We start from the raw sequence: 21,920 nt of genomic DNA, 5'->3' as shown, positions 1-21,920 counted from the left end.
TATGAAATTAGTACTTCTACCACTTTTGACCATTTTGATACTCGGGTGTCAGATGAATACCTCCTCGAGTAAAGATGGTTCAAAGGGAATCATGGTCTCTGAAAATGGTTTGTCGGCAAGTAGGGTCTATCTCGCCGATGCCGAGGAGGAGACCGATAACCGTACATTCTTTTATGGTCAAAAAATATATACGAATTTTATTGACATAGATGGCTTTATCGAGGAGAACGGTAAAATATTTCCGCAGATGGATATGTTCGTATTGTCTAAAAAAGGAGATACCGTTTTGAAGCGATATGACTTGTTTGGGGCTGATTTTGAGGGCCTCGATGGTGATGATTCGTCTCTAAACGGTCATATGATCTTGGCAAGACCTATTTACTCCGGAACTACCTACGCCTTAGCATGCCATATCAGAGATACAAAGGGAAATGCAAGTATGAACACGAAGATGGATTTCGAACTGGTGCCTGACACGAAAATTAAAGTAGTCTCTAACGGACTTACGTATTCAGAGGCATATATCTATTCCGATGATCGAGATGAGATTATTCACGATGGGACGTTCAACTTTTTTGAAAATCTGCGTTTTGATATTCAAGACCTTGATGGGTATGTTAAAAAAGACCAAGCGATACATTTGGGTATGAGCGTGAGGGTGATCGATAATGATAACAATCAGATACTCGATATGGCAGATGTCTTTGAAGAGCCAATTACCAATGAAGCCCTTTTGAAGCAAGGTGTTGCTGCCACGCTCATTGTCAAAGAAGGTCAAATAGCGAATCCGTTAAAATGGCAGATTAGAATTTGGGATAAGAACAGCGAGGCGAAATTAAAGGCGGAAGCAAAGATCAATGTAAAAAATTAAAGTGATGTTTTTGGAAGAAAAACCCAAAGAGATCACATCATTCATGAATTTTATTCTGAAGGGAATTGAACCTTGGATGATGGTACGATAATCATAATCACAGCGGATATTCCCGCTTCTTCAGCGACCTGCTAGAAGGATGTAAACTTGGATTGTCTACCACCCCGCTGTTTCGATTAAGCGGGCAATCTGGGCGAAATAAAAAAGGAAACAGGTAGTAGCTTTACCGCCTATCTCCTTTCATGAATACAATGGTTTTTCTAGTCTTCCAAGAACATTTTATTTGCCAATACAGTTTCGATCTCGTCTTCGGTAAGACCAGCTTCCATATCGTTGCCATAGGCGTAAGCCATAATCATTTTCTCCATTTCGAGAAAATCATGATTGGCATCGATGCTAGAACACATAAAACTATTTTCGGTATCACATTTATCGGAGTGACCAAAACCTAAGGCATGCCCCATTTCATGTTTAAATAGGATAGGCAGTGTACTTGATACCCATATTCTTGAGTTGCTTAAAACGGAATTGTTATTTGAGGTAATGGCATAGCCCGAGAAGGTCTGTCCGTCAATAATCGCGAACATATCATCCCAAAGTCCATCTATATCATTGGTGTCGCCAAAATAGAGATGTGCATTCGATTCTTCTAAGGAAGCCACTAGTGAAATGCTGAAATCACTATTCTCAAAGATCGTATTGTATTCCTCGAGAACGGCTTCTACATTTGCTCTGAAGTCCGTACTAATCTGTCCATCCAAGTACAGTCTCATGGGTTGCATCCATCTACTCGTATTGCTTAAAGCACTGTTCGTCGGGGCTTGCCATAACGTCAAATACTGGTAATATGCGATGGTCCCTTTTTGCGTGTCTGACAACAGCTCGTATTCATCAATATTGTTGATGGTCAACTCGAAAGCCTGTTCGACAATACTTTTCCCATCGAAAACGGAAACGGTAAACGGAAGGCTTTCACTGGCTTCATAGTCTAGAACCAATGTGTTTCCAAGGGTGATTTCACCGTTTGCCTCATTGATTTCCAATCCACTTTCACTATTGATTGTAAAGGTCAATTCGTCGTTATCGGCGTCGGTAGCACTTACGGTTCCTATTGAGGAGCCAGCTTGGCTATGTTCATCTATGGCAAAGGATTGTTGTGTAATCGAGGGTTGACTGTTTTCTGTTTCTTGTTTGATTTCATCTGAATCACTACTACAGGAAGCAAGAATAAGTGCAGGGACAATAAAAAAAGATTTGTTCATTGGTGAAACAAGTTTTGGTTATGGTCCCTAAAATACCCATCCCAACAAGGGCCTGAAAGTAATTGTTGTCAAGTTACTCGTAGCTGTGGTATAGAGCCTGGAAAAAGATGTTCGGGCTCACCGTGTTACGATGTAAATAAAGTCTAGTTAGGTAAGCACGCCAAAGGCTGCGCTAGCGCTGCGAGATGGTGAAACTGAATTTTGACATCGGAATGTCAAAGTAAAATACGAAATGAAGATTAAGGAAAAGCCGAAAGTTATCCAGCTTTTTTTATGAGTCCGGCTCTTTCAAGTAATGCTTCAACTTTGGGTTCGGCTCCTCGAAATCTTTTGTATAAGACCATGGGGTTTTCGGTTCCTCCTTTAGACAGTACATGATCCTTGAACTTGGTTGCTACCTCTTTATCGAAAATTCCTTTTTCCTTGAAGTAGGCAAAGGCATCTGCATCAAGCACTTCGGCCCATTTGTAACTATAGTACCCTGAAGAATAGCCCCCTTGAAAAATATGGGCAAACGCAGTACTCATACAGGTTTCAGGTGTATCAGGATACAAATTGGTACCGTCAAAGACCTTGGATTCATGAGCTTTGACGTTGCTGATCTTCGATGGATCGGCTCCGTGCCAAGACATGTCCAACAATCCAAAACTCAACTGGCGTAGGGTAGCCATGCCTTCTTGAAAAGTAGCGGATTCCTTGATTTTTTTTACGAATTCCATAGGAATGACTTCCCCTGTTTGATAGTGCTTTGCAAATAACTGAAGTGCCTTTTGTTCATAGCACCAGTTTTCCATGATTTGTGACGGAAGTTCCACGAAATCCCAATAGACCGAGGTGCCCGAAAGACTCGGGTATGTGGTATTGGCTAGCATACCGTGTAGTCCATGACCGAATTCATGAAAGAGGGTAGTGACCTCGTTAAAGGTCAATAAAGACGGTTTGGTTTCAGTAGAAGGGGTGAAATTGCAAACATTCGATATGTGGGGCCGTACATTCATCCCATCTTTTTTCCATTGGGGTTTGAAGGAGGTCATCCAGGCACCGCCACGCTTTCCGGCTCTGGGGTGAAAGTCTGCATAGAATACCGAAATGAAGTTTTTGTCGGCATCGTAGACACGAAATGTCTTTACTTCCTTGTGATAGGTGTCGATATCGGTGACTTCTTCAAAATGCAATCCGAATAATTTTTCAGCTACTTTGAAGACACCTTCGATAACGTTCTCAAGCTTGAAATAAGGCTTAAGTTGTTCGTCATCAAGGTCGAACAGTTTTTGTTTCAGTTTTTCAGAATAGTAACTGCCGTCCCACTTTTGAAGTTTGTCAATTCCATCCAGATCCTTGGCGAAATCTTCTAGCTGTTTGAATTCCTGCTCCGCGGCGGGTTTCGCTTTATCTAGTAATTCATTCAAAAAAGAATGTACTTTTTCAGGAGTTTCGGCCATGCGTTCTTCCAGAACAAAATGGGCATGTGTGGAATATCCTAGAAGTGTTGCACGTTCATGCCTTAGGTTGGCAATTTTGAGAACAGTCTCCTGATTGTCAAAAGCATCGCCTTTGAACGCTTTGCTTCCAAAGGCCAATGAAAGTTCCTTTCTCAGCTCACGGTTCTTCGCATATTTCATAAAGGGAACGTAACTCGGATAATCCAGTGTGATCAACCAGCCTTTTTTTTCTTTTGATCGGGCCAATTGAGATGCCATTTCTTTTGCTCCTTCCGGCAGTCCATCCACGTCTTTTTCATCCGTCAAGTGCATCTCGTACTTGTTCGTTTCCGCCAAGACGTTTTCACCGAACTTCAATTTTAACTTTGATAGTTCGGCATCGATTTCACGTAGACGCTTCTTTTTTTCTTCAGAAAGATTGGCCCCGTTTCTACTGAAACTCTTATAGCGTTTATCCAAAAGGGTCTGTTGTTCCACGGATAGGTCCAGTGATTCTTTTTGTTGGTAAACGGTCTTTATTCTTTCGAATAAGGCTTCATTCAGGGTAATATCATTTCCAAATTCAGAGAGCAGGGGCGAGACCTCTTGGGCTATTTTTTGTATTTCTTCATTCGTCTCGGCTGAATTGAGGTTGAAGAATACACTTGAAATTCGGTCCAACTGCTGCCCTGAGAATTCTAAAGTTTCGATTGTATTTTCAAAAGTTGGTTTTTCTTGGGTTGATGTTATCGCATCGATTTCGGCCCGAGCATCTTTCATGGCCTCCAGAAATGCGGCTTTAAAGTGCTCGTTTTTAATTTTTGAAAACGGCGCAGTGTCGAAGGGTTGTAGCAGTGGGTTCATTATAGTGAAATTGAGCTATTGGAATTATGTGTTGGGAAATGTATCAGGATTGCGAAGTGCATTTGCCATCGATCGGCTATGGTTTATTGTTCACTGATTTGGCGCCCTCGATAACTTTTTGTTTCAGTCCTTCTTTATACAGTATGATCTTGTCCAAAACGCAGTTATCCGAGCTTCCGATAATCTGGGCAGCTAGAATACCTGCGTTCTTCGCGCCATTCAAAGCCACAGTGGCTACCGGAACACCGCCAGGCATTTGTAGAATGGATAGGATGGAATCCCAACCATCAATTGAATTGCTGCTTTTTACTGGTACACCAATCACCGGGAGTGGTGACATAGCTGCGACCATGCCCGGTAAGTGAGCGGCCCCACCAGCTCCGGCAATAATGACTTTATAGCCATTAGTATGTGCATTTTTACTGAAGTCGAAGAGTTTTTCAGGAGTGCGATGGGCAGAAACGATATCGACGTCCACTGCAATATCGAAACCCTTTAAGATATCTATTGCATCTTGCATGACGGGTAGGTCACTTGTGCTCCCCATGACTACGGCTACTTTACTCATTGTATTTTAAATTTCTAACTACAATACCTGAAAAGCTACTTCCGGTATCAGGTAGGGTTATATTGTTTACAATCCGACCTTTTGGTAATCGTTGTATTGGCACGATATCAAGCCCGATATGTTTTAAAACTATTTGGAAACCACCTTGATGGTTTCCTTTACTTTTTGCGCTATGGTCCGTGCCTCCTTTACATCTTCATTCACAATAGTGACGTGCCCCATCTTACGAAAAGGCCTTGTTACTTTTTTTCCGTAGATATGTGGAGTGACACCGGACATGGCCATAATTGCATCGATGTTTTCGTAAACCACTTCACCTGTATGGCCTTCGGCACCGACTAGGTTTACCATAATGCCCGCAACTTTACTGTCCGTATTTCCCAAAGGTATATCGAGAATCGCACGCAAGTGTTGCTCAAATTGATTCGTATAACTTCCTTCTATACTGTAATGACCACTATTATGGGGTCTTGGTGCTACTTCGTTCACTAAGATTTCATCCTCTTGGGTCTGAAACATTTCGACTGCTAAGAGCCCGACATGTTTGATCTCTTCAGATACGTTTAAGGCCACCTCTTGCGCCTTTTGGGCTACCTCCTCGGAAATCCTGGCCGGACAGATGACATATTCTACTTGATTGGCTTCCGGATGAAATTCCATTTCCACGACCGGATAGGTTTTGACTTCTCCACTAGCACTTCGGGCTACGATAACGGCCAGTTCATTTTTGAAATTCACCATTTCCTCGGTGATACATTCTCCGGGGGGGAGTCCTTCAAGGTCTTTTTGTTCTCGCACGACCTGTACGCCTTGACCGTCGTACCCAAACTGGGCCGCTTTCCAGACAAAGGGAAAATCAAGTCCTCCATTTTGGATGCTATCCTTGATCTCGTTCACGTAGGCAAAACGTTGAAAATCGGCTGTTGGAACGTTATGGTCAACATAAAACAACTTTTGTTTCGCCTTGTTTTGAATAATGCGCAATGCTTTAGTCGGTGGAAAAACTTTTTTACCCTCGTCTTCGAGCTTTTCCAATGCATCAAGATTGACATTCTCGATTTCAATGGTAAGTACGTCTACCGTCTTTCCGAATTCGTAAACGGTGTTATAATCCATCAAACTACCGATGACGAATTCATTGCAGGCTATGCGGCACGGAGCATCCTCTGAGGCATTCATAACCTTTGTTCGAATATCGAACTTTCGGGTTTCATAGAGCATCATTTTACCAAGTTGTCCACCTCCTAGAATGCCTAAGGTAAAGCCTGAAGAAAAGTATTCCATATCGAATTTGTTCCAATCGTTTTGGGCGATGTTGTAAAAATACGTCGAATTCGTAAAACGAAAGGTATTCCGATAAAAAAGAGAAATCAAAATAGTATATTTGGCATCCTAGATTTTGAAACTGTGCTAAAACTCCACGACCAGTATTTTAAGCCTTATTTGTCAGAAGAAGAAATTTTGTCGGCCGTTAAGAACATGGCTGAAAAAGTAGCTGCCGATTACAAGGATGAGGTCCCGATTTTTGTAGGTGTGCTCAATGGGGCCTTTATGTTCGTGTCCGATTTTTTAAAACATTATGAGTACCCTTGTGAAGTCACTTTCGTTAAACTCAGTTCTTATGGCGGATTGACCTCTACGGGCATTGTGGAAACCCTTCTAGACGTTTCCGAGGATATCAAGGGGAGAAGCGTTATCATACTTGAAGATATTATTGACACGGGGCGCACCCTACAACAACTGATCCACATGTTTTCCGATATCGATGTGAAGGAATTTAAGATCGCCAGCCTTTTCTACAAAGCGGAAATCTATAACGGGGAATATAAAATCGACTATGTCGGCCTCGAAATTCCGAATAAGTTTATTGTGGGTTACGGGCTTGATTACAAAGAGCTCGGCCGTAACTTGCGAGAAGTATACCAACTAAACCAAAAACATATGATCAATCTTGTGCTTTTCGGTAAGCCAGGTGCTGGAAAGGGTACCCAAGCCGAGTTTCTAAAGGAGAAATACAATTTGGAACATATCTCTACGGGAGATTTGTTCCGCTACAATATGAAAAATGATACCGAACTGGGCAAATTGGCCAAATCATACATTGATAATGGAGATTTGGTTCCCGATGAGGTAACGATAAAAATGCTGGAGGATGCCGTGGATAAAAACCCGGATGCAAGCGGATTCATATTCGATGGTTTTCCCAGAACTGCAGCTCAAGCTGAAGCACTTGACATATTTTTGGCAGGAAAGAATATGAAAATCGATGCAACTATAGCGTTAGAGGCAGATGATGAGGTGTTGATCGAACGTTTGCTGGAGCGCGGCAAAGTTAGTGGTCGAAGTGATGATCAAGACGAAGCCAAGATCCGGAACCGGTTCGAAGAGTATAATGTAAAGACCGCACCCTTGAAGGATTTTTACGAAACGCAAGGAAAGTTCCACAGCGTGAATGGTATTGGCGCCATTGATGAGATTACCATGCGATTGGGCAAGGTAATCGAGGAGCTTTGATTCGGATACGGTCTGAACAAGGTTATTTGATATAATCACTCGCCCTAGAGAGTTGATATACAGTACAAGAACATCGTATCATGACTTTTGATCTGCAGCCTTCTTTGAAAGATAGTTTGATTGAAATCAGACCGCTGATCGCCTCAGATTTCGAGGAGCTTTATGCAGTGGCATCAGATGCTTTGATATGGGAACAACATCAGAACAAAGACCGTTATGTTCGCGAAAATTTCACTGCTTTTTTTAACGAGTCCATAGCTTCGAAAGGGGCATTGACCCTGAGGGATTTGGATTCTCAAAAAATAATCGGTAGCTCGAGGTTTAAGTGTATCGATGAAGAAGAGGGCATTGTTGAAATAGGCTGGAGTTTTCTATCAAGGGACTATTGGGGCGGATCTTATAATAAGGCATTCAAACGATTGATGATCAATTATGCATTGCAAAGCCAAGCCGCCGTAGTTTTTTATGTAAACAACTTGAACTATAGGTCACAACGCGCAATGGAAAAGTTGGGTGCGAGAAGAGGAATGAATACCAACATACCTTGGGTTGTACCCAAAGAGAAAGGGGTTACCTTTATTATCGACGAGCCACTTTCCTAGTACCAGGGAAAGTTCACCCTCGAGTGTTCGTTGTTTGATCAAAGGGAAATGAATCACTGAATTATGGCCTTTTATGATCTGTCTAAATCGGAACGTGTTGCGCTGGTGGAGAAAATCACCCGTGAAATTCGCAATGACCTTAAGCAGAACAAGGTCGAAAACGTCCACTATTATTTCTCCGATGTCGATACTTATATTCGCAAGTCGGCCTATTTGTCATTGGGCAAGATGTATAAGTCCGAAAGCGATTTACGGTCGATTATAATTGATACGCTACTGAAGCTGAAGTCTTCGGAAAACCCGAAAGTACGTCAAACCGTTGTGAATGCGGCAGGAGAGATTGGAATGGTCGATTTTAAAGACGTTCAACGATTTTTCGATGAGGGGCTGTTCGATGCCCATCATTCGGTGAGAAATGCTGTTATCGGCTCATTAAAGAAAATGGGACAAAAGAATCCGGTGCCCATATTGAAATGGGCTGCGCCTTATTTAGAGCATTCCGATAAAGAAATACGAAGGGAAATCTGTCATGGTCTTGAATTACGGGGGCGTACGCACCCTCAAGATATTCTACCCCTATTACAGAAGTTACAAAATGATAATACAAGGCGGGTACGGGGCACGCTTGTGCATGTGTTAGGTCAAATTGCATATAAGAAAGGATGCTTACAAACGGTAGTCAACGCTTTAAACCAATGGGAGAATAAAGCGCTGGTAAAAGAGGCCTTAGATGAGATTGTGGATGTACACGAACGCTATAAAGATTTTGCCATATTGACACAAGAGGAGGCCATTGCATACATCGATACGCAGTACAAGGGGTAAACCAAGAGCTGATTTCTTCCGAACCCCCATATGAATTGATTACTTTTGCCGTTTGAAATGCGATTGCCCTAACCACAAAAAATCAGAATGACCGAAGGTAATTTTGTAGACTATGTAAAGGTGTTCTTAACTTCCGGTAATGGAGGTAAGGGCTCGGTACATCTACACCGCGAGAAGTATATCACTAAGGGTGGCCCGGACGGGGGAGATGGGGGCCGAGGAGGCCATGTCATTCTTCGCGGTAACCAAAACCTGTGGACCCTGGTAACCTTCAAATTCAAGAAACACTTTAGGGCCGGTCATGGGGAGCATGGTAGTAAAAGCCGTAGTACCGGTGCGGATGGAAAAGATATTTATATCGATGTGCCCCTTGGCACCATACTTCGTGATGCGGAAACCAATGAAGTGCTCTTGGAGATTACCGAGCACGGCGAAGAGAAAATCGTTTTGGAAGGGGGTATGGGCGGCCGCGGAAACTGGCACTTTAAGTCTTCGACCAATCAGACCCCTAGATACGCCCAACCCGGAATCGAGGGTAAAGAGGGCAGCTATATTCTTGAGTTGAAAATCTTGGCGGACGTAGGACTCGTGGGCTTTCCCAATGCGGGGAAATCAACTTTACTTTCCGTAATAACTTCGGCAAAACCTAAAATTGCGGATTATGAGTTCACCACGCTCAAACCTAATCTGGGTATTGTACAGTATCGCGATTTTCAAAGTTTTGTAATGGCCGATATTCCCGGGATTATCGAAGGCGCCGCGGAAGGTCGCGGATTGGGGCACTACTTTCTGCGCCATATTGAACGAAATGCAACCTTGTTGTTCTTGATTCCCGCAGATAGCAATGATATCAGTAAGGAGTATGACATTCTCTTGGATGAGTTGCGTAGATATAATCCGGAGTTATTGGATAAGGAGCGGTTGGTCGCCATTTCAAAAAGCGATATGCTGGATGAAGAACTAATGGATGAAATGCGTTCGGAGCTCGATAGGGATTTGCAGGGAGTCAAGTATCTGTTTATATCTTCCGTGGCGCAACAGGGAATCGTTGCCTTAAAGGATCGGTTATGGGCAATGCTCAATGAATAGGTTATTTGTGTCGTTTCACACGCACCACATAGGTGGCAACAAGGGTATCTTCTATCTTAATATGTACGTCATACAATCCCGTTTTTTCAAACGTATAATCCAAAATGCATTTTTTTGGTACAAGGCTTGACTTCGGGGCTACGGTTCTGTCATTGCCACCGGTATTCAAAACTAAACGGATTTCTTTGCCTTCAAATTCTTCAGGCACGCTAAAACCGAAAGAAACAAGGTCATTTTTTGCTATTTCTATATGCATCTTGTTCGGGTAGAGCGGAACGATCGGCAGGGTGAATGCCTCTTTGTAGACAACAGGACCATCTAAAAACTCTTTAAAAGTGGGCAGGTCGCTAAGTAAGGACGAACCTATTTCCAGTGGATAGTGATTTTTGATGAACAGTTCAGGGTCCGCTAAAAAATAACCGTCGAAGTAGTCGTTTTGAAATTCCGGTCCATTTTCTTGTAACATCACCCGGCCGGCAGACCAAGTTGCATCGCATAGATACCATTTTCCGTCGATTTCGATGGTGTTCCAAGAATGGTTGGCCGTGCTTTTCTCATTTAAGCGGAGGGTAGGGGTGCGCCCATATCCGTTTACGATTTTACATTTAAAACCTGCTAAACTAGCCATCTCTCGTATTAGATAGGCATATCCTGTACAAGCGGTCTTTCGGTCGGCAATCAGTTTCGCAAACACTTTCGGGGTAAAACTTGCATTCCATTCCAAATATGCTTCACGATCGTCCGCTAGTTTTTTCCTCTTTTTTCTGGTCGTCAAATAGGCACCATAATCATTTTCGATATTGGAACTGACCCAAGTATAAATTGCCCTGAATTTTTCAACAGGAGTCGATAAATCGGTGGTCAATTTATGGGTCAGTACCGGTAAGTTTGTGAGACTCTCCCCCTTGTAAAGGGCAGCAATACTGTCCGCCTCTTTGAAATCAATTGCCGGAAAATCGGAACGCTGTCCATAGCAAAGAGTGGAAAACAAAAACGTTAGAAGGAAAATCCGCCTCATTATTTGAAGATCGCTATGAACTTCTGGAAAATATTGCGCTTGGTCTTGTATGCGCCTCCGACCACTACTGCGCCCATCAGCTCGATGTCCGACAAGTCGAACCTAATCGTGATGTCGACGATTTCAGATTCCGATGCCTCGATAGTATGCTCCTTTTTTCCGTAACCGATATAACTGAAAACAAGGATGTCATCGACCTCCAACGGTCTTGGAAATTCGAATTTGCCATCAAAGTCTGTTTGGGTGCCTTCCGTAGTGCCCTTTAGAACCACGTTTACACCGGGTAACGGTAAGTTCTCTTCATCGAGAACGGTTCCAATTACGGTATACTTATCGGCGACCGTACGATTGGAAGCCTCGAATCGCTGTACCGCTCCGATTTCAGTCCGTAGGGGTGAATTTACGAGTGCTGCCTCCTGTGCTTGTAGGTCAGGGGTTGCACATAACGTTACTAATGAAAAGCTCATTAAAGCAATACCCTTGGTGAGAAAATTAGTATTCATGGCTTGGTGTGTTTGATACTCTTTTAATTGTGATTTCATGAAACGACCACAGGTTTTACCTGAATTTTGATCAAAGTACGCTACGAGTGCTTCATCGGATAGGGTCGTGAAATCAATTACTTCTTTTTGACAAGATTCACAGAACCCCCCTTGGGAAGTTGTTGCAAAATCTTCATAATTTTCAGAACATGGTTCTTTTACGGAAATACGAAACGAATTTTTCATAATGTTTTGGTTTTATAGTACCTGTCTAAACTAGGTTTCTACGTGCTTATATAAAACCGACCTTGAGGGTAACTACATCGTACATTCGTAAACGTATGCTTTCAATGAGTCTGAAAAAAGTAAACTCAACTCTAAATTAAGAATTTCTAGTTTACTTTCACCCGTACCCCTTCTGAATGACTACTGAATTCAGGGGCATACATGCTTTGAATAGTGGTGATGCCATTACTGAAGTCTCCAGCGTTGTTGACCCGAAGGTCATATTCGAAGACGTATATCCCTTTGGGCAAGTAGTCAAAGAAGAAGTTCGTGCTAGCATCTTTAGTGGCTTCGTAGTAACCGAGCCCGTCTTGCCACTTGTACGTGGAAAAAACATTTATGGGTTCGAACCCGGCGGCTCGCATATCTTTCATGTGAACAAATTCCATAGTGCGGTCAGCACGCAACTCGATGCGAACCCGTACGAGATCCCCGACCGTCAGGTCCGTTTTATCAGTGATTTCTGAAATTTCCTCTCCCGTATCGGTGTTGGTTTTCAAAAAGAGTTTCTTTTTCAGTTTTAATGGGGTTTCGGCTGAGGTAATCTTGTCCAGATCTTCGAAGTATTGCCAATAAAGTGCTCCCCACGCGATACCTTCGCCTTTTTTCACGATTTCTACTTCGGCCATTTCGGGTTTTATTTCGGTAGAGTTCCAAGAAGTTTTAAAATACCCCGTACCTGCCTCTACTTTTACCTCCTCCAATGTGGAAGGTTCAATTTTTTCACCTCCGATCAAGACATCCACGGCATCGGTAACGGATAACCAATCACTTCCCTGTAGTAAAAGGGCGTACACTGCCTCCGTGGTCGCTTTGGTGGTTTTCCATTGATTGGTCTGTTTGTTTTTTAGTAACCAAATTTTGAGGTTGTCCACAATAGTGATGTCTTCTGGTCGAATTTCGGAGAATGCTTCGATTAAAAGAGCTTGTGTTTCGATGGGAGCTTGATACCAGTGCCAAGAATTTGTATTCTCTTTCCAGTACATTCCGAGTTCTTCTGAAATAATGCTATTTTCTTCCAGTGCACGGAGTATCTTTCCGGAGGTCGCGTTTTCATTGTAGCGATTCGTAATAAGGGCCAGCATTCCTCGAGAGTACAGATTTTTGCTTTTCCAATACTTCTTTGCCTGGCCTAAGTAGTAGTTCTGTATATCATTCACCTTTTTAGAAGTTTTGATACCCTTGAAAAAGCTTCGCATGTACAAATAATGAATTTGCGTTTGACTTAGATGATCATCGTTGATTGCCGTAGTATGACGTTTCATTCGATTATATTCTTTGACAAATTCATCATCCAGATAGTTGAGGGCATTTTGAATCATGTTACGTTCATCACCCGTATCCATAGAAACAACACCGAGTTTATTCAAATGCCCGAAACCAGCAATGATGTGTTGGGTGACAAAACGACTATCTGGGCCACCGTTGAACCATGGCCAAGCCCCTGAACCTTTTTGACCTTGCTTTAATTTGTTCAACGCAGCGGATTGCTCATTTTTCATCTTGTTCAAGTCAAAGAGTAGGGCAATACGTTTTTTCTGTTCTGTTTCCGATTGGGCATCACGCAGCCAGGGGGTTTCCTGAATCAGTAAGGATTTCAGTTCTTGGTTTTTCTCGAGATTGCTCAGAAGAGCGTCCGAGTTCGCCCATTGATTAAATACTTCCTGTATTCTTGGGGTACTATTGGCGATATGAGTGGTCAAGGCATTGGCGTAGTACCTTGAAAAGGTCTGTTCGTTACAGTCATATGGGTATTCCATTAAATAGGGAAGCGCTTGAACCGCGTACCAGGCCGGATTTGATGTCATCTCTAACGTCAGCTTGTGATGTTTTAGAGTGGATGAGTTGGTCGTTTTTAATTTATCTAGGGTAAAGGTTTTGGTTTGATTGCTCCGAACCCACATCGGTAAGGTTTCGGTAACCAGCATACGATTGGTCAGAACCGGCAGTAAATTTTGTTCCCCATCACTAAAGTCGCCGGCCTTTGCGGTTACCGTATATTGGATGGCCTGAATTCCTTCCGGAATCAAGAGGCTCCACGAAACTTGGGTATTGCTGAGTGAATCGACTGCAAAAGAGACCTCATCATGCCGATCTTGCGTTTTACTTCCACTTAACAAGGTACTTATAAGAACATCTTTGGAAATATCCTCTCCGGTCAAAGCATTCACTAGTTGTAGCCTTGCCATTCCGGCAAGGTTTTTATCTGTAAGGTTGGAAATTTTACTGCTGATGTTAATAAGGTCACCCTCTCTTAAAAATCGGGGAGCGTTGGGTATGACCATAAGCTCTTTTTGAGTAACGCTTTGTAGCGTTCTGTAGGAACTCTGCAGATTCTTGGTATGTGCCAATAGTTGTAGATTCCATTTGGTCAAGGCTTCCGGCGTAGTAAAAGTGAAGGATACATTACCTTCTTTGTCCGTTTCTAATTGTGGAAAGAATAAAGCGGTCTCCTGTAGGTTTTTCCGAACCTTAATTTCGTCGGATGCATCACTGTTGTTTTGCCCTTCCGATTGAGCGGCGCTTTGCTTATTTTTTTCAGGCATGGGTACGGAAGATTTATCCACTTCCATTGCTACGCCTGAGGCTTGGTCTTCTAAAACTTCGGAAAGTTCCATGTCTTGCATATCCATAGCCGCTCCTAGTGGTGCAGGGGCGCTTTCCTTTCTCATCATTCGGCTACGACGGTTGGCGCCATAGTACGACCTTTGGCCGAAATAGAGTCCGAACCAATTAAAGGAATCAAAACTGGGGTCACTATACCCATACCAACTCGTATCCTGATAGGTGTTGAAGGAACTGGTCTCGAAACAGCGGTAGGCATTGGACCTCCTGTTCGAATAATAGGTAGGTCTGGCCAAAGGATTGAAACCCCAATAGTGGCCTCTAAAAGAATCTAAAGAGGCGTCGTACATACTGGCCAATAGTTCGGCCGTCACCTGGTCACCCTTGGGTCCTTTGATCTTGAAAGACCAGGTCTCGTCAGTTCCGGGCTGTAGTTTATCGCGGAAAGTAACGGTCTCAATTTGTAAGTCGCTAGATGGGTAGGGGACTTGCATATTCAAAACCCCGGTATTAAAATGATTGTAAACAGCATAGCTATAGGTAACCGCAAAACCGCCTAAGTCCTCTTTATTCACAGGCACTGTGAAGCTTGTTGAATTCTTGTTCAGGCGAATGATCTTGGTGTCGATGACTTTTCTGTTTTTTTCAATGTTTATGGTTACATTGACGTCCGATGCGTTTGATAGCAAGGTTATACGTGCCTTATCCCCGATTTCGTAACTGCTCTGGTCTGTTTTGATCTGGAATAACTGATTATCCGCTAGTACTTTGTCAGCATCACTGAACAGGGTGGTCTCGAGAATATCTTTGACCTCTTGGCCGAATTTATCCTTGGTTTCCAATTCTATAATATACTTGCCTGATTTCCATTTCTTGATAGTTCCCAATGCGATTTCCCTAGATTTTTCGGTATCGAACTCCGATTGCCAAACGAGATCGCCTTTTTCCCAAGTAGATGAATCGTGTTCATTCTCAAAGGCGTGATGTGGAAATAGATGCTTGAATTCCTGTTTTGAAAAGCCCTTGTAATCAGGAGCGGCCCATTTACGGGGTCGTATCACGAATTCGGGAGCTTTTAGCTTGTACATTTTAACGGTCCCATTAGCGGGTACAAACTGGTTGTTGAGATTGTTCGTCGTTATGGTGAGTTTATGATCTTTTTTATCTTTATCGAGCGGATTAGCTAAGCTCATATTGGCCGTTAAGGTATGGTAGCCTACCGTTACGTAGGTCGTAGCGCTATGCGTTTCCCCATTGATGTCGGTAACATCGGCCGTCACTTCATAGTTGAAGGTGGGTTGGTTTTTCTTATCCGTACTGTTATCGGGTAGTGCTTTGAAATCTATATTATAGTTGCCTGAACCATCTGTTTTGGTTTCACCGTGGGCTATTTCTTGAGGATTCCTATTCCGTCCGCCATAACTCCAATAATACCAACGGGGATAATACACGGAGCGCTTCACCCGATAAGAGACCTTGGCGTCGGTAATCGCACTGCCTGCATATGCTATGGCCGTTCCGTGTACTTTTACACTATCATTTACTTTATAGGTTTCCGTAACGGGTTCAAATGACGTTTCGAATTTTGGACGTTTGTATTCCTCTACAGCAAAACTGGTATATCCGCTTAGAGGATATGTGGCAGACTGTACCTGAATCGAAAATTGGCCGGTCAACCCATCGGCCGGTAATATGAACTCCCCGGAAAACGAGCCATAAGCATTGGTTTTGAAATCGCCTTCGCTCACCAGTTGACCGTTCACATCGTTCAAACGAACGGAAACCTGAGTATCTTCTAATACCGACGAATTCTCTTTAATGCGTTTTAACGCGATACCCTTAAAATAAACCGGTTGTCCTGGTCGGTAGATACTTCGGTCGGTAAAGAGAAAACAAGAATAGGACACACTAGCCTCAGGCTGTTCATAATTTCTATAGATGTAATAGTCTCGATAATATACCACCTCTTTCTGGTAGCTTATCGTAATGCTCATGTCACTCCATTCAGTAGCTGCTCTTTTGATCGTAACCGTTCCGGTTTTGTCAGTTGTAAGTGTTTTGCTCAATCGCTTTCCATCATAATTCAGGCGATATCGGAATTCCATTTTGGCATTCTCGATCGGTTTCCCATTATTCCGGTCGATAACTTGAAAGCTTTGATGGGTTTCGGTCTGTGTCTCCACTACAGCAAGGTTTGTAGCTTGCACCGGTGAATATGCAAAGGTTTTATCCTTTTTATCGATGGGTTCTGCCAAAATCAAATAGTGCCCGTTTTTTAGGGGTGGCATTGAAACCTCAGTGCTATGGGTTTGGTAGTCCTTTTCGTTTTTAAGGGAAGTCTCCCATGATTGGGCAATAGGCAGTTTCTTGATATAGGCAAGCTTCTTTTCTTGTGGATAGAGATCTTCAAGGGTTTCCCATTGTTTTTGGGTCAATGTACGCGCCGTGAATTGTAGGCTATCATAGTTCTTATAATTCACCAATAATCGGGAAGTCATGTTGGTCGGCACATGCTTTTCGGTGGTCAATTGCAGACTATGCGCCAATACCTGCGATTTTAAGGACTTGCATTTTTCAGCACCTCGACCGACGGGGTTTTCATTGATGACAAGTTCGCAAAGTTCAAGGGCCTCTTTGATTTTCCAACGCTGTGCTTCACCGGTTTTGGGTTGATAGCGATTTCCTTGCTGCTGTAGCAATTCCGCTCTCTTATGATTGTATAGGCCGGAAGCTAAATCGCCTTCCCTCGCTGCCGCTACATTTTGTAGTACCTCTTCATACCGTTGCTCTTTGTCCTCAAAAACTGCATTTAGATATATAAAATCCATTCGTTGAAGATCTACTTCGGCGAAGGTGTACGGATTTTTTGATGGTAGGTGAAGTAATAGTAGTTGCTGAAAGATACAGAGTGCCTTTGCCTGTAATGCGGTGCTGTCATTGGCAGCAATATTCAGTTGCGTGAAGCTGTCCCCATCACATAAAAATTCCGGATTATCGATTTCGAATTTGTCGGCCGGCCGAGTGATATTGTTTTCGCTGGTAGTATAAAAGGCCAATGCATTTTGGGCCAAAAGGTCGTACAACGTAGGGCGATATTCTTCAGAACCTTCCTCTTGGTCAAGTATGAGGTCAAAATCAGAAACAGGTGTTTGCTTCAGATCCGATTCATGCTGCAACGAGGCTTCGAAGCGAAGGGAGATTTCATTGAAAAGAGTAGTTAAATCCCAGGTCCTGAAATCTGAGGAGTCTACCTTTACTACTGTTTTGGTCCTGTTATAGAATTGATACCTATTTTGTTGAAAAAACTGCCAATAGAGTTGGGCCATATAACTCTCTAAAACGTTTTTTGTTGGAAATCCAGCTTTCTCGATTTCACTTTTGAAGTCGTTTATGATTTTTAACTGTGCATCTTCCTCTAAGGTCATTGCATACTTTGAGGTATGCAAAAGTGCCTTTACTATTTGAGGCGCATTCCGCTCTTTTTTGGCCTTAGCGGAAATTGTTTCAACAACCCTGAGAGCGGATTTGGTCAGGGCATCGTTTTCGAGCTTTTCGACCTGTTTCCAGAGGATTTCGAAGGAATCGTTTTTTTTTTGTGATGGCGCCATCTGCGAAAATAATACTATCGTTAAAAGGGTAACAAAATGTTTCATTACTTGAATGATTAAGCTATAGGCCATACGTAGGACGTTTTTGCCCTACTTGGCGTATGCAATTGCAAAGTTATGTGCAAAGATGTGACCAAAACCCCCTGAAAACAATGAAAAATGAGCGAAAGAGGTATTTGGATTAGTAAACCCCTCGATTCTCAATTCCCCTTATCTCCGAATCTGTCTTCTGTTGGTCTTGTGTTATGGGCTATAAGGATTTTAATAACCCGCCATCGATCGGGATTTGCGTTCCGGTAATAAAAGCAGCGTTGTCAGAAGCCAAGAAAGCGGTTAGGTACCCATATTCCTTGGGGTCTCCAATCCGTTTTAACGGAACTTTCGATTTCATGTCTGACAAGACATCTTTTTCAGAAATACCGAGTTGTTCGGCCTTTTTCGCATTCAATTGAGCGATTCGTTCTGTGTCAAAGTATCCGGTGAGTATACTATTGACCGTAATCTGCTTGTCCCCTACATCAATCGCCAGAGATTTGGCCCAAGTGACCAAACTAGCTCTAATAGAATTGGAGAGCGCAAGATAAGATAACGGCTCTTTTACAGAAATGGAGGCTACATTAATGATGCGTCCCCATTGGTTTTGAATCATATAGGGCAATGCCAACTCCGTAGTGCGGACAACCGTCTTGAAAAGAAGGTCAAAAGCCTCTTGATAATCCTTGATATTTTTTTCTAAAGCGTTTCCTGCCGGCGGACCTTGGGTATTGTTGACCAAAATATCGACCTCATGCGATTCAAAATAACACGAAATAATTTTCTGGAAACCCTCGAAATCAGAAAAGTCAACTAATATATAATCGTGCGATTGTCCTTCAGAAGTCGATAAACTATCTAAAACGGACTTTAATTTCGTTTCATTTCTTGCCATCAGGGTGACACTGGCACCACTTGCGGCCAATTGTTGGGCGATAGCCTTCCCGATACCTCCACTGCTTCCGCCGACTAAGGCCTTTTTGTTTGTTAAGGATATTTTCATTGGAGTGATTTAGGTGATACTTCAATTGAATTACATATACTCCTCACGCCTTGGGCTAAAGACATCCAGTAAGCGGCATGGAGTTAAAGCTCTGCCGCTATGAGACAGATTTGAGCCAATTGGCACTATGGCACCAGGACGGTAAATTTTCGTTTCCCCGTCCAAGGTGAACTCAAATTCCCCTTCCATGACGTGCATGATTTGCTCGTGAACGTGGTGATGCTCAGGCACTATAGCATCCTTTTCGACATCCCAAAAAACCAAGGTCATCGTTTCGGTATGTACCAGTTTTCCGTGGTAGCCCGGCATAATTTCTTTTGGTGTAATATTGGATAGCTCGAGGCTCATTTTTTTCTTTTGCCCCTAAGATAAATATAAACGTTGGGTTTTCGATGCTTGGTTCAATCGCTATCTTTGATCTTAAATAACTATTTCATGAAAATCCATTTTATCGCCATTGGTGGTAGTGCTATGCATAATTTGGCTTTGGCCCTTGAACATAAGGGGTACGTCATAACGGGTAGCGATGACGTTATTTATGAGCCATCAAAAAGTAGATTGCGAGATAAAGGGCTTCTGCCCGAGTCTTTTGGTTGGTTTCCTGAGAAAATACAGTCCGATTTAGACGCGGTAATTTTGGGTATGCATGCCAAAGATGACAACCCTGAGCTGCTCAAAGCGCAAGAGTTGGGGGTGTCGATATATTCGTATCCTGAATTCCTTTATGAACAATCAAAAAATAAGACCAGGGTGGTCATAGGCGGCAGTCATGGCAAAACCACGATTACATCGATGATCCTACATGTATTGAACTACCACGACCGCTCTGTAGATTATATGGTGGGTGCCCAGTTGGAAGGTTTTGATCGTATGGTGCATTTGACCGAAGAAAATGATTTTATGGTTTTGGAAGGCGATGAATACCTGTCGTCTCCAATTGATCGAAGACCAAAGTTTCATTTGTATCAACCTAATATTGCGCTGCTGAGCGGAATCGCATGGGACCATATCAACGTCTTTCCGACATTCGAAAATTACGTCGATCAGTTTCGGATTTTTGTAGATAGCATTGTAAAAGGAGGTAGTATTACCTATAACGAAGAAGATATCGAGGTAAAAAAAGTAGTTGAAGCTTCGGAAAATACCATCAGAAAGCTCCCTTATCGAACACCGGAATATGTAGTTGAAAATGGGCAAACATTTTTAGAAACTCCTGAGGGACCCATGCCAATAGAAATTTTTGGGAAACACAATCTCAGTAATTTGGCAGGTGCAAAATGGATCTGTCAGAACATAGGCATTGATGAGGATGATTTTTATGAAGCTATCGCTTCATTCACTGGCGCTTCTAAACGTCTTGAGAAAATTGCCGAAGGACCGACTACCGTAGCGTACAAAGATTTTGCCCATTCACCGAGCAAAGTGACCGCGACTACCAAGGCGGTGAAAGAACAATACCCTGACCGTAAGTTAATCGCATTTCTTGAATTGCATACCTATAGCAGTTTTAATCCTGATTTTTTAAAGGAGTATAAAGGTGCCCTGGATGCCGCTGACGTTGCGGTGGTCTTTTATTTGCCAGAATCGGTAGCCATCAAGAAGTTGGCTGCAGTAAGCCCAGAGCAGATTTCAAACGCCTTTCAAAGGAATGACCTCGAAATTCAAACGGATGCAACCGCATTCAAAACGTTTGTTTTTCAACAGGATTTCGAAGATTCGGTGCTTCTCTTCATGAGTTCCGGAAATTATGGTGGATTGGATTTAGGGGAAATCAAGAGGGTTGTCGAATCTTAACCGATTGATTACGAGCTGCATATTTGTCAGGTATTGGGTTTGCGGAACGTATTTTGATTTTTATCTACCATGCCAGTACAGTACAAACCACTATTCACTAGAGCACGTAAATGTCTTTTAAGGAAGGTGTCGCTACTTTTGACGGCCCTTATGTTGGGGATGTCCAATGTCATTTTGGAAGAAGATCGTTCTTTGACCGATACACGGGCCAAAATCGAATATCGGGAAATTCAATCGGAAGATGAATAGTTGAAACAAGGCTGACAATGCCTTTCTTATCTTCAATTTTGATTATGTGGTTTCTTGAAGGAATTCAGAACAAATACTTATTTTTAGGTAATGAAGGAAAAACCTACATCATTTTCCATAAAATTCTGGTCTGAAGATGATCGGCCTCGAGAGAAGTTGGTTCAAAAAGGGCAATCCATGTTATCGGATGCCGAACTTATCGCAATTTTAATTGGTTCAGGTAGTAGAGATGAAAGCGCCGTTGAGCTTTCGAAACGTATTCTGGCATCAACCAATAACAATCTCAATGAACTGGGTAAGCGCAGCATCAAGCAGTTGATGCAATTCAAAGGTATCGGTGAGGCCAAAGCCGTTACGATAGCCGCCGCCTTGGAAATCGGACGCCGTCGTAGGGAAACTGAAGTACAAAAAATAACAAAAATCGCTAGCAGTAGAAGTGTGTATGAGTTATTACATTCCAGAATAGGCGAACTGCAGCATGAAGAGTTTTGGATTATCTTTCTCAATAATTCCAATGTGGTACTTCACACCGCGCAAATGAGTAAAGGGGGTATCACCGGTACACTGGTCGACGTACGCTTGGTGATGAAGCAGGCTTTGGAACAAAGCGCTGTCGCTTTGATTTTGGCCCATAACCATCCATCGGGTACGCTTAAACCCAGCAAGGCAGATCGACAGATTACCCAAAAATTGAAATCTGCCGCTCAGGCCCTCGATATCAAAATTTTAGACCACCTTATTATAACACAGAAGGCCTATTTCAGTTTCGCCGATGAGCAGCTGTTGTAATTCGATCCCCATATTCTTGTATGAAAGTGATTCTGACGACAGGTTTAATGCTGTTGAGGTCGTCCATTGGAATTAGGA

At 42.8% G+C, this 21,920-nt stretch carries 17 protein-coding genes; 8 read left to right on the top strand and 9 right to left on the bottom strand.

Translation table 11 applies throughout. From position 1 onward, the window contains the following. Position 1: 1 nt before the first annotated feature. Positions 2-871: a hypothetical protein gene (locus ACKWCA_RS00485; RefSeq protein WP_413976173.1), complete on the top strand. Its 870-nt coding sequence runs from the start codon at positions 2-4 to the stop codon at positions 869-871. A gap of 260 nt (positions 872-1,131) precedes the next feature. On the opposite strand, the gene ACKWCA_RS00480 is transcribed toward ACKWCA_RS00485, so the two are convergent. The 4 genes from ACKWCA_RS00480 to ACKWCA_RS00465 all read right to left on the bottom strand — a co-directional run bounded on the left by ACKWCA_RS00480 (position 1,132) and on the right by ACKWCA_RS00465 (position 6,270). Beyond that, complete coding sequence (locus ACKWCA_RS00480) at positions 1,132-2,133, bottom strand: cadherin repeat domain-containing protein (RefSeq protein ID WP_413976172.1); 1,002 nt, start codon at positions 2,131-2,133, stop codon at positions 1,132-1,134. Positions 2,134-2,390: 257 nt separating this feature from the next. After that, positions 2,391-4,418: a M3 family metallopeptidase gene (locus tag ACKWCA_RS00475; RefSeq protein WP_413976171.1), complete on the bottom strand. Its 2,028-nt coding sequence runs from the start codon at positions 4,416-4,418 to the stop codon at positions 2,391-2,393. A 76-nt stretch (positions 4,419-4,494) separates the two neighbouring features. Next, positions 4,495-4,986: a 5-(carboxyamino)imidazole ribonucleotide mutase gene (gene purE / locus ACKWCA_RS00470; RefSeq protein WP_413976170.1), complete on the bottom strand. Its 492-nt coding sequence runs from the start codon at positions 4,984-4,986 to the stop codon at positions 4,495-4,497. Between the two features lie 129 nt (positions 4,987-5,115). Next, positions 5,116-6,270: a 5-(carboxyamino)imidazole ribonucleotide synthase gene (locus ACKWCA_RS00465; RefSeq protein ID WP_413977100.1), complete on the bottom strand. Its 1,155-nt coding sequence runs from the start codon at positions 6,268-6,270 to the stop codon at positions 5,116-5,118. Positions 6,271-6,393: 123 nt separating this feature from the next. On the opposite strand from ACKWCA_RS00465, the gene ACKWCA_RS00460 reads away from it, so the two are divergent. The 4 genes from ACKWCA_RS00460 to obgE all read left to right on the top strand — a co-directional run bounded on the left by ACKWCA_RS00460 (position 6,394) and on the right by obgE (position 10,016). Continuing rightward, entirely contained in the window at positions 6,394-7,500 is a 1,107-nt protein-coding gene (locus tag ACKWCA_RS00460) for an adenylate kinase (RefSeq protein WP_413976169.1), read from the top strand. A gap of 80 nt (positions 7,501-7,580) precedes the next feature. Next, on the top strand, positions 7,581-8,102 hold the full coding sequence (locus tag ACKWCA_RS00455) for a GNAT family N-acetyltransferase (RefSeq protein WP_413976168.1): 522 nt from the start codon (positions 7,581-7,583) through the stop codon (positions 8,100-8,102). A gap of 63 nt (positions 8,103-8,165) precedes the next feature. Next, positions 8,166-8,927, top strand: a complete 762-nt coding sequence (locus ACKWCA_RS00450; protein ID WP_413976167.1) for a HEAT repeat domain-containing protein — start codon at positions 8,166-8,168, stop codon at positions 8,925-8,927. Positions 8,928-9,014: 87 nt separating this feature from the next. Then, complete coding sequence (gene obgE, locus ACKWCA_RS00445) at positions 9,015-10,016, top strand: GTPase ObgE (RefSeq protein ID WP_413976166.1); 1,002 nt, start codon at positions 9,015-9,017, stop codon at positions 10,014-10,016. Between the two features lies 1 nt (position 10,017). Here obgE and ACKWCA_RS00440 read toward each other — a convergent pair whose 3' ends face one another. The 5 genes from ACKWCA_RS00440 to ACKWCA_RS00420 all read right to left on the bottom strand — a co-directional run bounded on the left by ACKWCA_RS00440 (position 10,018) and on the right by ACKWCA_RS00420 (position 19,358). Further along, positions 10,018-11,034 carry a transglutaminase domain-containing protein gene (locus tag ACKWCA_RS00440; protein WP_413976165.1) on the bottom strand — a complete coding sequence of 339 codons (1,017 nt, stop codon included), beginning with the start codon at positions 11,032-11,034 and terminating at the stop codon, positions 10,018-10,020. Then, positions 11,034-11,762, bottom strand: a complete 729-nt coding sequence (locus tag ACKWCA_RS00435; RefSeq protein WP_413976164.1) for a carboxypeptidase-like regulatory domain-containing protein — start codon at positions 11,760-11,762, stop codon at positions 11,034-11,036. Before ACKWCA_RS00435 ends, ACKWCA_RS00440 begins: the two co-directional genes overlap by 1 nt. A 146-nt stretch (positions 11,763-11,908) precedes the next feature. Further along, positions 11,909-18,019, bottom strand: coding sequence for an alpha-2-macroglobulin family protein (locus ACKWCA_RS00430; protein WP_413976163.1), 6,111 nt, complete (start codon positions 18,017-18,019; stop codon positions 11,909-11,911). Between the two features lie 205 nt (positions 18,020-18,224). Further along, positions 18,225-19,010 (bottom strand): SDR family oxidoreductase, encoded by a 786-nt coding sequence (locus tag ACKWCA_RS00425; RefSeq protein ID WP_413976162.1) that lies wholly within the window; start codon positions 19,008-19,010, stop codon positions 18,225-18,227. A gap of 30 nt (positions 19,011-19,040) precedes the next feature. Then, positions 19,041-19,358 carry a cupin domain-containing protein gene (locus tag ACKWCA_RS00420; RefSeq protein WP_413976161.1) on the bottom strand — a complete coding sequence of 106 codons (318 nt, stop codon included), beginning with the start codon at positions 19,356-19,358 and terminating at the stop codon, positions 19,041-19,043. Positions 19,359-19,445: 87 nt separating this feature from the next. Between ACKWCA_RS00420 and ACKWCA_RS00415 the strand changes: the two genes are divergently transcribed. The 3 genes from ACKWCA_RS00415 (at position 19,446) to radC (ending at position 21,842) form a co-directional block, all read left to right on the top strand. Next, complete coding sequence (locus tag ACKWCA_RS00415; protein WP_413976160.1) at positions 19,446-20,804, top strand: UDP-N-acetylmuramate--L-alanine ligase; 1,359 nt, start codon at positions 19,446-19,448, stop codon at positions 20,802-20,804. 69 nt (positions 20,805-20,873) lie between these two features. Further along, positions 20,874-21,053, top strand: coding sequence for a hypothetical protein (locus ACKWCA_RS00410; protein WP_413976159.1), 180 nt, complete (start codon positions 20,874-20,876; stop codon positions 21,051-21,053). A 90-nt stretch (positions 21,054-21,143) separates the two neighbouring features. Continuing rightward, positions 21,144-21,842, top strand: coding sequence for a RadC family protein (gene radC / locus ACKWCA_RS00405; protein ID WP_413976158.1), 699 nt, complete (start codon positions 21,144-21,146; stop codon positions 21,840-21,842). Positions 21,843-21,920: the final 78 nt, after the last annotated feature.

The organism is Maribacter corallii, assembly GCF_047345415.1.
Classification (GTDB): domain Bacteria; phylum Bacteroidota; class Bacteroidia; order Flavobacteriales; family Flavobacteriaceae; genus Maribacter_C.
This window is presented reverse-complemented; position numbering and strand designations above follow the sequence as displayed.

Bases quoted from the DNA above. Each gene is read 5' to 3' on its own strand.
- purE (WP_413976170.1), bottom strand. From the start codon at position 4,986: ATGAGTAAAGTAGCCGTAGTCATGGGGAGCACAAGTGACCTACCCGTC.
- ACKWCA_RS00475 (WP_413976171.1), bottom strand. From the start codon at position 4,418: ATGAACCCACTGCTACAACCCTTCGACACTGCGCCGTTTTCAAAAATT.
- radC (WP_413976158.1), top strand. From the start codon at position 21,144: ATGAAGGAAAAACCTACATCATTTTCCATAAAATTCTGGTCTGAAGAT.
- ACKWCA_RS00455 (WP_413976168.1), top strand. From the start codon at position 7,581: ATGACTTTTGATCTGCAGCCTTCTTTGAAAGATAGTTTGATTGAAATC.
- ACKWCA_RS00480 (WP_413976172.1), bottom strand. From the start codon at position 2,133: ATGAACAAATCTTTTTTTATTGTCCCTGCACTTATTCTTGCTTCCTGT.
- obgE (WP_413976166.1), top strand. From the start codon at position 9,015: ATGACCGAAGGTAATTTTGTAGACTATGTAAAGGTGTTCTTAACTTCC.
- ACKWCA_RS00425 (WP_413976162.1), bottom strand. From the start codon at position 19,010: ATGAAAATATCCTTAACAAACAAAAAGGCCTTAGTCGGCGGAAGCAGT.
- ACKWCA_RS00415 (WP_413976160.1), top strand. From the start codon at position 19,446: ATGAAAATCCATTTTATCGCCATTGGTGGTAGTGCTATGCATAATTTG.
- ACKWCA_RS00420 (WP_413976161.1), bottom strand. From the start codon at position 19,358: ATGAGCCTCGAGCTATCCAATATTACACCAAAAGAAATTATGCCGGGC.
- ACKWCA_RS00440 (WP_413976165.1), bottom strand. From the start codon at position 11,034: ATGAGGCGGATTTTCCTTCTAACGTTTTTGTTTTCCACTCTTTGCTAT.
- ACKWCA_RS00450 (WP_413976167.1), top strand. From the start codon at position 8,166: ATGGCCTTTTATGATCTGTCTAAATCGGAACGTGTTGCGCTGGTGGAG.
- ACKWCA_RS00465 (WP_413977100.1), bottom strand. From the start codon at position 6,270: ATGGAATACTTTTCTTCAGGCTTTACCTTAGGCATTCTAGGAGGTGGA.
- ACKWCA_RS00485 (WP_413976173.1), top strand. From the start codon at position 2: ATGAAATTAGTACTTCTACCACTTTTGACCATTTTGATACTCGGGTGT.
- ACKWCA_RS00435 (WP_413976164.1), bottom strand. From the start codon at position 11,762: ATGAAAAATTCGTTTCGTATTTCCGTAAAAGAACCATGTTCTGAAAAT.
- ACKWCA_RS00410 (WP_413976159.1), top strand. From the start codon at position 20,874: ATGCCAGTACAGTACAAACCACTATTCACTAGAGCACGTAAATGTCTT.
- ACKWCA_RS00430 (WP_413976163.1), bottom strand. From the start codon at position 18,019: ATGAAACATTTTGTTACCCTTTTAACGATAGTATTATTTTCGCAGATG.